The 12,112-nt window shown below is 64.1% G+C and carries 18 protein-coding genes and 1 pseudogene; 14 read left to right on the top strand and 5 right to left on the bottom strand.

Going from position 1 to position 12,112, the window contains the following annotated elements; all coding sequences use genetic code 11:
• Both ACEN88_RS14025 and ACEN88_RS14020 read right to left on the bottom strand, forming a co-directional pair.
• Nucleotides 1-639: pseudogene (locus ACEN88_RS14025) on the bottom strand (hypothetical protein); the annotation flags it as partial.
• Nucleotides 640-810: 171 nt separating this feature from the next.
• Nucleotides 811-1,371: a TetR/AcrR family transcriptional regulator gene (locus ACEN88_RS14020; protein WP_413340465.1), complete on the bottom strand. Its 561-nt coding sequence runs from the start codon at nt 1,369-1,371 to the stop codon at nt 811-813.
• Between the two features lie 142 nt (nt 1,372-1,513).
• Between ACEN88_RS14020 and ACEN88_RS14015 the strand changes: the two genes are divergently transcribed.
• On the top strand, nt 1,514-1,990 hold the full coding sequence (locus tag ACEN88_RS14015; RefSeq protein WP_413340463.1) for a DUF1348 family protein: 477 nt from the start codon (nt 1,514-1,516) through the stop codon (nt 1,988-1,990).
• A 4-nt stretch (nt 1,991-1,994) separates the two neighbouring features.
• On the opposite strand, the gene sodC is transcribed toward ACEN88_RS14015, so the two are convergent.
• On the bottom strand, nt 1,995-2,525 hold the full coding sequence (gene sodC, locus ACEN88_RS14010; RefSeq protein WP_413340461.1) for a superoxide dismutase [Cu-Zn] SodC: 531 nt from the start codon (nt 2,523-2,525) through the stop codon (nt 1,995-1,997).
• Between the two features lie 120 nt (nt 2,526-2,645).
• On the opposite strand from sodC, the gene ACEN88_RS14005 reads away from it, so the two are divergent.
• The 6 genes from ACEN88_RS14005 to ACEN88_RS13980 all read left to right on the top strand — a co-directional run bounded on the left by ACEN88_RS14005 (nt 2,646) and on the right by ACEN88_RS13980 (nt 5,566).
• Complete coding sequence (locus ACEN88_RS14005; RefSeq protein WP_413340459.1) at nt 2,646-2,936, top strand: hypothetical protein; 291 nt, start codon at nt 2,646-2,648, stop codon at nt 2,934-2,936.
• Between the two features lie 77 nt (nt 2,937-3,013).
• Nucleotides 3,014-3,424 carry a PAAR domain-containing protein gene (locus ACEN88_RS14000; RefSeq protein ID WP_413340457.1) on the top strand — a complete coding sequence of 137 codons (411 nt, stop codon included), beginning with the start codon at nt 3,014-3,016 and terminating at the stop codon, nt 3,422-3,424.
• Nucleotide 3,425: 1 nt separating this feature from the next.
• Entirely contained in the window at nt 3,426-3,917 is a 492-nt protein-coding gene (locus ACEN88_RS13995) for a DUF4123 domain-containing protein (RefSeq protein ID WP_413340455.1), read from the top strand.
• On the top strand, nt 3,910-4,245 hold the full coding sequence (locus ACEN88_RS13990) for a hypothetical protein (protein WP_413340453.1): 336 nt from the start codon (nt 3,910-3,912) through the stop codon (nt 4,243-4,245). Before ACEN88_RS13995 ends, ACEN88_RS13990 begins: the two co-directional genes overlap by 8 nt.
• Entirely contained in the window at nt 4,245-4,838 is a 594-nt protein-coding gene (locus ACEN88_RS13985) for a restriction endonuclease fold toxin 5 domain-containing protein (protein WP_413340451.1), read from the top strand. Before ACEN88_RS13990 ends, ACEN88_RS13985 begins: the two co-directional genes overlap by 1 nt.
• On the top strand, nt 4,835-5,566 hold the full coding sequence (locus tag ACEN88_RS13980) for an Imm52 family immunity protein (RefSeq protein ID WP_413340449.1): 732 nt from the start codon (nt 4,835-4,837) through the stop codon (nt 5,564-5,566). Before ACEN88_RS13985 ends, ACEN88_RS13980 begins: the two co-directional genes overlap by 4 nt.
• Here the strand turns inward: ACEN88_RS13980 and ACEN88_RS13975 are convergent.
• Both ACEN88_RS13975 and ACEN88_RS13970 read right to left on the bottom strand, forming a co-directional pair.
• Nucleotides 5,563-6,108 (bottom strand): cysteine hydrolase family protein, encoded by a 546-nt coding sequence (locus ACEN88_RS13975; protein WP_413340447.1) that lies wholly within the window; start codon nt 6,106-6,108, stop codon nt 5,563-5,565. The genes ACEN88_RS13980 and ACEN88_RS13975 overlap by 4 nt on opposite strands.
• Nucleotides 6,105-6,998, bottom strand: a complete 894-nt coding sequence (locus ACEN88_RS13970) for a LysR family transcriptional regulator (protein WP_413340445.1) — start codon at nt 6,996-6,998, stop codon at nt 6,105-6,107. The genes ACEN88_RS13975 and ACEN88_RS13970 overlap by 4 nt, the downstream gene beginning before the upstream one ends.
• 97 nt (nt 6,999-7,095) lie before the next feature.
• Between ACEN88_RS13970 and ACEN88_RS13965 the strand changes: the two genes are divergently transcribed.
• The 7 genes from ACEN88_RS13965 to ACEN88_RS13935 all read left to right on the top strand — a co-directional run bounded on the left by ACEN88_RS13965 (nt 7,096) and on the right by ACEN88_RS13935 (nt 12,019).
• Complete coding sequence (locus ACEN88_RS13965) at nt 7,096-8,100, top strand: zinc-dependent alcohol dehydrogenase family protein (protein ID WP_413340443.1); 1,005 nt, start codon at nt 7,096-7,098, stop codon at nt 8,098-8,100.
• Nucleotides 8,101-8,220: 120 nt separating this feature from the next.
• Complete coding sequence (yfcF, locus tag ACEN88_RS13960) at nt 8,221-8,838, top strand: glutathione transferase (protein WP_413340442.1); 618 nt, start codon at nt 8,221-8,223, stop codon at nt 8,836-8,838.
• Nucleotides 8,839-8,957: 119 nt separating this feature from the next.
• Nucleotides 8,958-9,365 carry a CsgE family curli-type amyloid fiber assembly protein gene (locus tag ACEN88_RS13955; protein WP_413340441.1) on the top strand — a complete coding sequence of 136 codons (408 nt, stop codon included), beginning with the start codon at nt 8,958-8,960 and terminating at the stop codon, nt 9,363-9,365.
• Nucleotides 9,366-9,386: 21 nt separating this feature from the next.
• The gene (locus tag ACEN88_RS13950) at nt 9,387-9,812 is read left to right on the top strand and encodes a curli assembly protein CsgF (protein ID WP_413340439.1); all 426 of its coding nucleotides are present in this window, start codon (nt 9,387-9,389) and stop codon (nt 9,810-9,812) included.
• Nucleotides 9,809-10,639, top strand: a complete 831-nt coding sequence (locus tag ACEN88_RS13945; RefSeq protein ID WP_413340437.1) for a CsgG/HfaB family protein — start codon at nt 9,809-9,811, stop codon at nt 10,637-10,639. Before ACEN88_RS13950 ends, ACEN88_RS13945 begins: the two co-directional genes overlap by 4 nt.
• A complete protein-coding gene (locus ACEN88_RS13940) occupies nt 10,636-11,031 on the top strand; it encodes a hypothetical protein (RefSeq protein WP_413340435.1) in 396 nt (131 codons plus the stop codon). The genes ACEN88_RS13945 and ACEN88_RS13940 overlap by 4 nt, the downstream gene beginning before the upstream one ends.
• Before the next feature lie 52 nt (nt 11,032-11,083).
• The gene (locus ACEN88_RS13935) at nt 11,084-12,019 is read left to right on the top strand and encodes a hypothetical protein (protein WP_413340434.1); all 936 of its coding nucleotides are present in this window, start codon (nt 11,084-11,086) and stop codon (nt 12,017-12,019) included.
• Nucleotides 12,020-12,112 lie beyond the last annotated feature (93 nt).

Raw genomic sequence — 12,112 nt, 5'->3', positions numbered from 1 at the left:
GCCGGACTGCGGCGCGCGCGCGCCGCCGTCCCACTGTTCCAGGATCACGGCCGCATCCATGCCCGGCCTGGTCTCCGCATACGTCACGATGGCATCGTCGACGTACGCACCGACCTGGCGCAGCGCCGCCCGCAGCAGCGGACCGGACGCCGTCTCGCGGCGCAGGATGTCCGCCAGTTCGAGCTGGAAGGCGCGGCGGCGTTCGGCCAGCACCGTCTCCGTCGTCTCGACGAAGGTCACCAGCACGCCCTTGGGGTTCCCGTCGTCGCCACAGACGGGGCTGTACGAATAGGCGAAGTGGCAGGTCTCGAAATAGCCGTAGCGGTTGATGGTCAGGGCGAGGTCGCTCGAACCGACCGGCTCGCCCTGCAGCACGCCCGCCCACATCGGGCCGATCACCGGCCAGATCTCGGGCCACGTCTCACGGACATCGCCGCCCAGCGCCCCGTCCTTCTTGGCGCCGAGGATCGGCACATAGGCATCGTTGAAGAATTGCGTGTACGCGTCGCCCCAGGCGAGGTACATCGGCAGCTGGCAATCGAGCAGCGTGCGGACGGCGAATTTCAGGCTGAAGGGCCAGTGCGCGACGGGACCGACGGGCGTCGTCTCCCACGGGTGGCGCCGCATCTGCAATTCCATGTCGCCCGGCTTTCGGGCGGATGTGTCATCCAGGGATGCAGGATCGAACGGCCAGGGCATATCGTGGATAGTCGGAGGCAAGCCGGAGCGGCTCAGCTACCCATCATAGCAGGCGGCGCGAGCCCAACGTGTGCATATATTGAAATATTGTAACAAAGAGATGGGAAAATGTTACGCACCCCGTTCGATCCGCGCGAGCAGGCGCCGGCCCGCGGCGACGATCCCGGGGCCCGGATCCATCTGCGCCCTCACGATCATGCCTTCCACGCACAGCAGCGCCTCTTCCGCCACCTGGTGCGGCGCCGCCAGTCCCAGCCGTGCAGCCACGCCGCCGAGATAGCGCTCCAGTTCGCGCTTATGGCGCACGGCCTGCTCGCGGTGGCGGGGATCGTCCGCCGCGCCCGTCTCGGCGACGGCATTGATGAAGGCGCAGCCGCGGAAGTCGCCTTGCGCGAACCACTCGTCCAGCGCGTCGGCCACGGCAGTCAGCCCTTCCCCGCGCGCGAGCCGGGCGTCGACGGCGGCCGTGAACCACGACGTCCAGTGGTCGTGGCGCCAGTCGAGGAACGCGGCGATCAAATCGTCTTTCGACGGAAAATGGCGGTACAAAGACATCTTCGCCACGCCGGATTCCGCGACGATCCGGTCGATGCCGGTGGCGCGGAATCCGTCGCGGTAGAACAGGCGTTTTGCCGTATCGAGGATGCGGTCGCGGGCGGAAGACTGGGCCATGGTCGTCAGGTCGGGGGCGGAGTGCGGGACTCCAGTATATGATACAGACCTGTCTACATCAACTAGCTGGATGGATGGGCCGCATCAGGCTGGTTTCGCTTACGATACAGACCTGTCTACCTCATTTACACAAGGAGCCTTCATGTCCACGATCGAACCCCGTCCCCCACTCCCCCCGTTCACGCGCGAAACGGCCATCCAGAAAGTCCGCCTGGCGGAAGACGGTTGGAACAGCCGCAACCCGGAAAAAGTCGCACTGGCCTACACGCCGGACAGCTATTGGCGCAACCGCGCGGAATTCGTCACCGGCCGCGAGCAGATCGTCCCCTTCCTGGACCGCAAATGGAAAAAGGAACTCGACTACCGCCTGATCAAGGAGTTGTGGGCCTTCGAAGGGAACCGCATCGCCGTGCGCTATGCCTACGAATGGCACGACGATTCCGGCAACTGGTTCCGCACGTTCGGCAACGAGAACTGGGAATTCGACGAGATGGGCCTCATGCAGCGGCGCTATGCGTGCCTGAACGACATGCCGATCCAGGCATCCGAGCGCAAGTTTCACTGGCCGCTGGGTCGGCGGCCGGACGATCACCCCGGCTTGTCGGCGCTGGGGTTGTAATCCCTTACTGGATGACGCCGCAGGCGATGCGGCCGCCCCCGCCGCCCAGCGGTTTCGGCTGGTCCGAGAAATTGTCGCCGCCGGCGTGGATCATCAGCGCCTTGCCCTTCACTTCGGACAGCTTGGTCAGGCGCGGCGCCGTCACGGCCGTGCTGGCCCCGCCATTGTCCCCGACGACGAGCGGCGGCAGGTCGCCCAGGTGGCCGTCGCCGGACGGGCCGGCATGGTGCTTGGCGCCGGTCGGATCGAAGTGACCGCCGGCGGCGCCGGCCGGCACCTTCTTGCCATCCTTCTCGTTCGTGCCGCAGCTGGCCATCTCATGCACGTGGAACCCGTGCGCCCCGGGCGGCAGGTTCGTCAGATTCGGCGTGAACACGAGACCGCTCTTCGATTCGGCGATCGTCACGGCGCCGATCGGTTTGCCGGTGCCGTCGGGGCCCACGAGCGTCATCGAGGCTTGCAGTTGAGCGGCGGCGTGGGCGCCGGAGGCTGCGGTCAGCGCGCATGCGAGCGCGATGAGCGATTTGATGGTCATACCGTCTCCTTTCAGGTTGGGAATGTGTCGCGGGAATAGTGTATTCGATAACTAGCTGAGTTGACGCAACGGATACCGTGAGCGCGGCAGGAACAATGGCGAGTCGACCGAGGAGACGCCATGTCCGATAACCTGCTCTCAGAAGTCCGCCAAACCATCATCGACATCCACCCGGAACTGGCCCACGACGCCAGCCTGCCGGACCGCCTCGAGCGCGCGTATGCGCACGCCGTGGTGCTGGGGTTCACGGACCTCGAGGCCATCGCCCGCTTCCTCCGCTACGAAGCGACGGCCCCGAATTTTTATCGCCAGCCCGCGATCGATTCTTGGCTCCGGCGGCCCGGCCAGCCGGTCGAGCAGCGGTTCGCGGATGTGCTCGTGCGGGTGAAGTCCGGGTTCAGGCGGGAGTGATTGCCAGACAACAAAACTGGCTGGCTTTTTGTTACTCTGCCGCTAGACTATTTCACATTTGAGCCGGACGGAAATCGATGAGCAAACCCTTGATTCGCATGGGCGACCGCACCAGTCACGGCGGTACCGTCATCAGCGGCGACATGACGTGGGAGGTCTATGGCAAAGCCGTGGCGCGCGTTGGCGACCTGACGGTCTGCCCGAAATGCAAAGGTGTATTTGCGATCACCACTGGCGCCGACGACCTGACCGGGTTCGGCCAAGCCGTTGCGCGACATGGCGACAAGACTGCCTGCGGTGCGACGCTGATCGCCGGCCAGTCGTCGGCCTGGTGGGACAACCATTCCGGCCCCGACGGCGCAGCTTCTGTTGCCAGCGCAAAGACCGACATGTCCAGTCATCTGGTTGCACAGGAGGCGCCAACCATCTGCCTGGAGTGCCTCGCCAAAGCCGCTGCCGCAGGATCGGCCATGGTAGTGAGAAGCTAGTGTGGATATCGTCGAGCACTTCCGGGCCCTTCAACAGGCTGACACTGCCTTATGGCTCTATGCGTTGGTTGACGGCTTCCAGTATGAACAGCATACCGGGCAGCGACTGGTTTATCAGCGCGGCATCAACCGTCCTATTTTTCTCGGTACGGAAGATGAGCCTCTCGCTCACGCCGGCCCGTGGCTCATCGACGTCGTCAGGGCGCCTGACCAGTTGCAGTCGCTGCACGACCTTGAGCAAGCGCTGCCATCGGTATCGTGGTTAGTCTCTGCGATCGATCTGGAAGGTCTGAGCCAACTGCTGCAACTCAAACTCGACGCGCAACTGCCGGATGGCCGCAAGGTACTGCTGCGGTTCTACGATCCGCGCGTCCTGGGCAACCTGATGCAGACGATGAACAACGCGCAGCGCGCCGAGTTCGTCCACCTCATCGACGAATGGCACTTCATCCACGATGGCCGCAGAGTATGCATGGGAGGGCCTCGTGCTTAAACTGAGCGAAGAACAGCTCTCGCATCTGGACCTGCTGGAAAAGCGTCAGTACATCAAGCAAGTCTGCAAGAACATCGTCAGGGAACATCCCGAACTCGCAAGCGACAGGGGTTTGCCGGACCGCCTCGAACGCGCGTATGCGCACGCCGTAGCGCTGGGTTTCACGGATGGCGGCGCGATTACCCAGTTTCTTTATTACGAAGCCTTTGCCCCGAATTTTTATCGTGAACCGGCGATCGATGCCTGGCTCAGGAAACCGGGCCAGCCGGTCGAACAACGGTTCGCCGACATGATCGCGTGGGTGAAGTCCAGACTGAGGGAGAATTAATGGCAGCGCTCGCAGTTCCCATCCTCGAAGCCGCCGGCGGCGCCCTGTTGCGGGCGCTCGGTGTTGCCGCTGTTGCCGGTGCCGGTGCGGTCGCGGTCAATGAAGTGAACAAGAACAAGGTCGAATCTGCGGACAAGGCCAAATCTGCGCCGATTGCGGAGGCTGGGACACATGCCAAGACAAAAGATAGGTGTGACAGGTGTCCGCCGGATGGCGGTATGCTGGTCAAGCGCAACTGGAGTATGTCCGAGGTATCGCGAGCTTATCAGGCCCGTATTTCTGGTTTCGCGCCCTACACAGAATGGAATTTTCAAGGCATCGATTTTGATGGCTTTAAGTCACAGGGATGCTTGCTGTTAGAGGCAAAGGCACTTTACGACCAATTTTTTGAGTCGGCCATGGAGCCAAAATTTTTCTTTGAATACACTGGACTGCAAAAAATCCTCGACGAAGCAGGACGCCAAAGCAAAGTTATCGACGCATCGCCACCTTCAGAGTTGCACTGGCATTTTATGCAGCCACTGAGCCGTGCTTATTTCGCGAAGCAATTTCGAGAGTCCTTTCTCCCTGTTGTCACCTTCCTCACGCCATGAGCTATAACCTTACAATTAGCTGCAACTTCAGAACCGGATCGGTCCTCCCTTCAATCGAGTCGCAATATACAGATTTGTGGAAACTTGCCATTGCCTTGCAGAGCCTTGGCTTTCCTCTTGATGAATGGTACCCACCAGCCGACACGCAAGAGCAAGCATTACTGAACAGCGCATTCACAGACACCGGCCCAAGCATGGCAGCACTTGCAATGGCCAAAGCTGACAAGGATAACCTTGCCACAGATCTGAGAAGCTTAGGTGTTTGGAACGGCAAAGAAGGTGACGAGGGCGCAACCTATACGACCAGTTACGACACGGGTCGGATTCCGTCTCGTTTGCGTTTTCGAACCCGAAACGTCGGAGCCCTGCAGGATTATCGAAATATTATCAAATTGACTCATAATATCGTCGGCATATGGAAACCTATGCTTGTCCAAGTCGGTCCAGCGGATTATTCGGACAATAGTGTTTTCCCGGACAGACCTGGCGCAGGCTGGATGCTCTATCTACCGTTTGCGATCAATGCCCATCAGGTTCCGGAAGCGGCTGACGTCATCAAGATCATGGATGACAAAGGTAAAGCCCAGCAAGGCAGCCTCATCATTACCGTAGCGGAAACCTTCGACGCGCAAAATCCTGAGCACATCAAAAAGGCGAACGCGATCGAGACCAGGCTGGTCGATCAAGACCTGCTCCCGACCAATAGAGAATTCGTCACAAAGTTCTAAGCGGCCAAACGCAGGACCTCGTCGGTCGCGCGCACGTCCGCATACTCGCCATGCAGGTTCGCCAACGCCATCAGATGAACCTCCTCCGCGCTGCGCAAGGTGCCGCCGAAATCCGTCTTCTCGAAGGTAAAACAGGCATCCGCCACGACGACCGTCGAGAACCCGAGATTGCCGGCCGTGCGCGCCGTCGCCTCGACCGAATTGTTCGTGCTCACGCCGGCGATGACGACGTCGCGGATGCCGCGCGCATGCAGCCAGCGTTCGAGTCCCGTGTTGACGAAGGCGTCCGGCACGTTCTTTTCGACGACGTGCTCGTGCGGCAACGGCATGAACCGCTGCTGGAACTCGGCGCCGCCCTGACCGGGCGCGAAGACCGACGTCGGCGCGCGGCTGATGTGGCGCACGAGGACGACGGGCTCGCCGCGCTCCCGCCACGCGGCCAGCAGGCGGACGATGTTGGCTTCGGCCTGTGGATTGTTCCGGGGCGGCAGCGTGGGGCTGAGCATGCCTTTTTGCATATCGATGATGAGCAGTGCGGTCATGGGTTCGGCGCTCCAAAACGTTCAACGATGAAATCAATAAAACTGCGCAGCTTGGGCGAGCGATACCGGTCCGGCAGGTAGACGATGTGCATCGGCCGCTCCGGCAACCCGTATTCGGGAAACAGCTGGACGAGCCGCCCCGCCCGCACGTCGGGCTCGAGCAGGATTGTCGGCTGCAGCACGATCCCGAGCCCGTGCAGCGCCGCGGTGCGCAAGGCCTGCCCGTTGTTGATTTTTACGCGGCCGGTGACGGGCACCTGACAGACGTCGTGGTCGTGCTGGAAGCGCCACTGGTTGATGCTGGCCGCGCCGAACGCGAGGCGGTCGTGACTGGCCAGGTCGGCCGGGTTCGCGGGGACGCCGCGCCGCGCGAGATAGTCGGGCGACGCGCACAGCATCAGCCGGTACGGCGCCAGTGGCCGGGCGACGACGTTCGCATCCGGCGGCAACTGGCCGACGCGGATGATGGCCTCGTAGCCGTCTTCCATCAGGTCCACGAAGCGATCGGAAATATCCAGTTCGACATCCACTTGCGGATAGCGGACGAGGTAATCGGACAGCACCGGCGCCAGCGCCTCGGTGCCGAACGTGACGGGCGCGCTCACGCGCAACTTGCCCGCGGGCGCGAGCCGCATCGTGTGCGCCTGGGCATCCGTCTCGGCCACGAGCCGCAGGATCTCCTTGCAGCGCGCATAGTATTCCTCGCCGAATGCCGTCACGTGCTGGCGCCGCGTCGTGCGGTGCATCAGCTGCATGCCGAGCCGCTGCTCGAGCGCGCGCACATGATTGCCGGCCATGGTCGCCGACATGCCGCACGCGTCCGCAGCCGCGCTCAGGCTGCCCTTGTCGACGGTGAGCACGTAGACCTTCATGCTGTCCAGCAAATCCATTCGCAAGTCCTGGTTGGAAATGTTGCAAGAAAAGCCGAGTTTATCGTTTTTCCGTTGGCAATCACACTGGGCGTCTCATTTCACAGGAGCCAACGCCATGTATGCCATCCAGCTTGTCGAACCGTCGTTGACCGCGTTCCGCCGCGTTTCCTTGCCCGATCCGCAGCCCGGGCCTGGCGACGTCCTCATCCGCCTGCGCGCGGCCGCGCTGAACTACATCGACGTCGCCGTCGCGACGGGCAGCTTCCCCGGCGCGACCTTGCCGATGGTGCCTGTCGCCGATGGGGCCGGAGAAATCGTCGCGCTGGGTGCGGACGTGGAGGGCGTCGCGCTCGGCGACCGTGTCGTGCCGCACTTCATGCCGGACTGGCTCGACGGGCCGATGCGGCCGGAACGGATCGCGGCCATGCGCGGGATCACGCGCCCCGGGTCGCTGTCGGAATACGTGGCGGTGCCAGCGAAGAGCGCCGTGCGGCTGCCGGAACACCTCGATTTTGCCCAGGGCGCGACGCTGCCGATCGCGGCGACGACGGGGTGGAATGCGGTGCGTTCGGCGTCCGTGCGGCCCGGTTCCGCGGTCGTCATTCTCGGCACGGGCGGGGTCAGCATGTTCGCGCTGCAGTTCGCCAAGGCGAGCGGGGCGACGGTCATTCTCGTGTCGTCATCCGATGAGAAGCTGGAGCGCGGACGCGCGCTCGGGGCGGATCACTTCGTGAACTATCGCGCGACGCCGGACTGGGACAAGGCGGTGCTGGCGATCACTGAAGGGCGCGGCGCCGACCTCGTCGTCGAGACGGTCGGCGACGCCACGTTCGAACGCTCGCTGCACGCGGCGGCGACGGGCGGCACCGTGTTCACGGTCGGCTTCCTGTCGGGCGCGGCGACGTCGGTCAACCTGTTCTCCATCATCGGCAAGGCCTTGCGCGTGGTGGGCAACAGTACGGGATCAGTGGCGGACCTGAAGGAAGCGGTGCGGGCGATTGCGGCGCACCGGATCGTGCCGGTAGTCGACCGGCGGTTCGGCCTGGACGAGACGGCAGCGGCTTATGCCGAGCTGGCAGCGGGTTCGCGGCATTTCGGCAAGCTGGCGTTCGTGCATTGATCATCCACCGGGAGTCGAACCCGGTATCCGGAGCATGGCGTTCCGTGTCTGTGCAAAAAAGATAATCTAGTGTTATCGTTTTCTGTCCAACAACAGTGGCCACGGTGCCGAAGGACCCTCATGCTTCTCTACGTCGACGCCCAATATGCCAGTCCCTATGCAATGTCCGTGTTTGTCGGGCTCAAGGAAAAAGGCATTCCGTTCGATATGCAAACGCTGGATCTGGGGGCGGGTGCGAACCGCTCGGCGGACTATGCCGCCACATCGCTGACACAGCGCGTGCCGACGCTGGTCGACGGCGACTTTCGCTTGTCCGAGTCCTCGGCAATCACGGAATACCTCGATGAGGTGTATTCCGGTACCGCCCTGTATCCCGACGAGCCCGAGGCAAAAGCGCGCGCCCGCCAAATCCAGGCGTGGTTGAGAAGCGACCTGCTGCCCATCCGCCAGGAGCGTACGACGGAAGTGCTGTTTTATCGTCCATCCGATGCGCCTTTGTCCGACGTCGCGCAGCAGGCCGCGCAAAAATTGTTCAAGGTCGCGGAGACGCTGTTGTCCCAGGACCGCGCGCACCTGTTCGATGCCTGGTGTATCGCGGATGTGGATCTCGCGGTGATGCTGAATCGCCTCGTCCTGAACGGCGATGCCGTGCCGGCGCGGCTTGCCGACTACGCGAAGAGACAATGGGAGCGGGCGTCGGTCCAGGCATGGGTCGATCTGCCGCGTCCACCGCTCTGATCAAACAACGCGGCACCCCCTCGAGGTCTGACGGTGGTCATGGGCCGGGCTCGTCCGTTCGATACACTGCACTTATCCATATTGCTTATTTTATAACTTTTGAGCAATGAAGGTTGCAGATGATCCGGATTGCCCGCCACCTCGCATGCCTGCTCGCCACCTGCGCCATCGCCGGACAGGCCAGCGGGCGCGATCCCGACCCGGACGGCTGGGGCATCGTGACAAGCCAGCCCATCACGGTGGCGGGTCATGAGTTCTGCCGTTCCTTCATCACGGCCTGGCTCGACAAGCCCGGCAGCGACCGCTACACGATCGCCATCCGCGAGCGCCCGTCGGCACGCTGGGGCACGCTGGTCTGGGTCGAGTACGGCCCGCGCCGGGTGCTCCAGGTGCAACTGCCGCCCACGCGCACGGCGCTGATGGCGCTGGGCGAAAACGCCGCCGAGAGCGCCTACCAGGCCGTCCTGGACATCGAGCGCCAACGCACGCTCATCCTCGATGCCGACCTCGCGCCCGACGAATTCTGACCCCGCATGAAGGAGTGAGCCATGTCCCACCGACTGTCCCTGCCTGTCGCCTGCAGCCTCGTGCTCTGGGGCGCCGCCGCGTGCGCTTCCGAACTGGTCTACGTGCCGGTCAACCCGAATTTCGGCGGCGCGCCCTCCAACGGTCCGGGCCTGCTCGGTGCGGCGTCGGCGACCAACAAGCATGGCCTGTCGGGCCTCGGCGGATCGTCGCCGCTGAACCAGTCCCCTCTCGAACAGTTCAACCAGACGCTCGAACGCATGATGCTGAGCCAGCTCGCGTCCGCCGCGACGTCGAAGCTGATGGGGGCGGACGGCAAACTCGTGCCGGGGACATTTTCGACCGAAAACTTCGTCATCACGGTGACCGACCTGGGCGGCGGCCTGCTGCGCGTGACCACGACGGACAAGGCGACCGGCGCCGTCACCTCGTTCGAGGTGGGACAATGAACGCGCGGCTGGCCGTGTTGGCACTGCTGTGCGCGCTGGCCGGATGCGCCCATGTGCCCTCGACGGTGCGGGACAATGCCCGGCTGACGCCCGCCACCGCCGTCACGCGCGACCTGCTGGCCCTGCCGCCGCCGAAGGGCAAGATCGCGGTGGCCGTGTACGGCATCCGCGACCAGACGGGCCAGTACAAGCCGGCGCCGGACAGCTCCTTTTCCACCGCGGTGACGCAGGGCGCGTCGTCGATGCTGATCCGCGCGCTGCAGGACTCGGGCTGGTTCATTCCGGTGGAACGCGAGAACCTGCAGAACCTGCTCACCGAACGCAAGATCGTGCGCGCGCTGGAGATGCCGCAGCCGGCGGGGACGCCGCCCGTGCAGATGCCGCCCCTGCTGGCGGCCTCGGTCCTGATCGAAGGCGGCGTCGTCGCCTACGAGAGCAATGTGCGCACCGGCGGCGTGGGCGCGCGCTTCCTCGGTATCGGGATGAGCACCCAGTACCGGGTCGACCAGGTGACGGTCAACCTGCGCACAGTCGATATCCGCGGGGGCCAGATCCTGCAGAGCGTGTCGACCACCAAGACCATTTATTCGTACGAGCTGCATCCGAGCGTCTTCAAGTTCGTCAACGTGAAGGACCTGGCGGAATTCGAGGCCGGCACGACCCGCAACGAGCCGACGCAGCTGTGCGTCGGCGAGGCGATCGAGGCCGCCGTGGTGCACCTGATCGCGCAGGGCATCCGGGCCGGGAACTGGGCGCTGCAGGACGACGCCGGGATGGCCGATCCGGTGCTGCGGCGCTACCTGGCCGCCGCAGGGAGAGCGCCATGAACGCGCTGCGGCACGGCGCCTGCGGCCTGCTGCTGGCCGGCGGCATCCTCGCGGGCGCCCGCGCGGGCGATCTCGCCCCGTCCGAACTCGATGTGCGGCCCACGGTCATTGCCGCGGCATCCCTTCCGGCACAAAGCCGGGCAGCGGTGTCGCAAGCGGGCAGCGACAACGGCGCCAGCCTGCTGCAAACGGGCATCGACAACGAAGCCTCCGTGTGGCAGAGCGGCCAGCGGAACACGGCCAGCATCCTGCAGGCAGGCGCAGGCAACCGCGCCGGCATCGACCAGCAGGGCATGTCGAACACGGCCCGTATCGAGCAGTACGGCCAGCAAGGCTATGCGCGCATCACCCAGTATGGCAACGGCAAGTCGGCCACCATCGTTCAGCATTAGGGGCCGCTGAATCGCTTTCGATAACGCCCCTGTCCACTTCGAGGAGCACTCCATGAAACTCGCACTCTCGACCATCGCGCTCGGCATCAGCCTGGCCTGCGCGTGCCAAGTCGCATCGAGCCAGGCCATTACGGTCACGCAGCAGGGCAGCGGCAACACCGCAGCCGCGGAACAGGTCGGCCTGACACCATACGACCCGCAAGGGCCGCTCACGACGGCATCGATCACGCAGATTGGCAACAACAACCACGTGGGCGGCCCCGGCGCCACGAGCAGCGGCGTCTTCCAGCGCGACACCAACAGCGGCGTGACCGCCGTGGTCAGCCAGAACGGCACGGGAAACAATGCAGGGATCACGCAGGACGGCGTGAGGGTGTACGGTCGGTTCGACACCAGCATCACACAGCGCGGGAACGGGAACGATGCCGCGATCACGCAGGCCATCGTCACGTCCAGCCCTGTCGTCGTTGACCAGAACGGCACCGGTAACGTCGCCCGCGTGGAACAGAGTCTCAGCGGCGACACGAGTGTCCAGACGTCGCAGACCGGCACGGGCAACAGGGTGACGGTCGTCCAGCGGGACGGCGTGTACTACGGTCCGAAGGTCACCCAGACCGGCGATGGAAATATCGCATCGGTCATCACCGACAGTGCCTACGCCGCCGGCCCGACCATCGTACAAACCGGCACCTCGAACAGCGCAAGTACGGTCCAGAGCAATGGCTGGGATGACTCGCTCACGCTTCGGCAGGAGGGATCGGGCAACACCGCTGACGTCAGCCAGACCGGCGACGGCCAGGTCGCCGACATCCGCCAGATCGGTAACACCAACCTGGCCAGCTTGATCCAGACCGGCGCCAGGAACGCGGCCACGATTGCGCAGATCGGCAGCAGCAACACCGCGACGGTCAGCCAGGCCGGCGAAGGCTACGTGGCCAACGTCAACCAGACGGGCTCGGGCAACTGGACCAACGTCTACCAGCACTGAGGCCGGCAGGCACCGGATCGGCATAGGGGCGGCCAGTTGTCTGGCCGGTCCCCTGCCACACCACCCGGCGTGCGGGTCCGCACCGGGCGGTTC

It is taken from the genome of Massilia sp. CT11-108, from assembly GCF_047302915.1.
GTDB lineage: Bacteria > Pseudomonadota > Gammaproteobacteria > Burkholderiales > Burkholderiaceae_D > Telluria > Telluria orientalis.
This window is presented reverse-complemented; position numbering and strand designations above follow the sequence as displayed.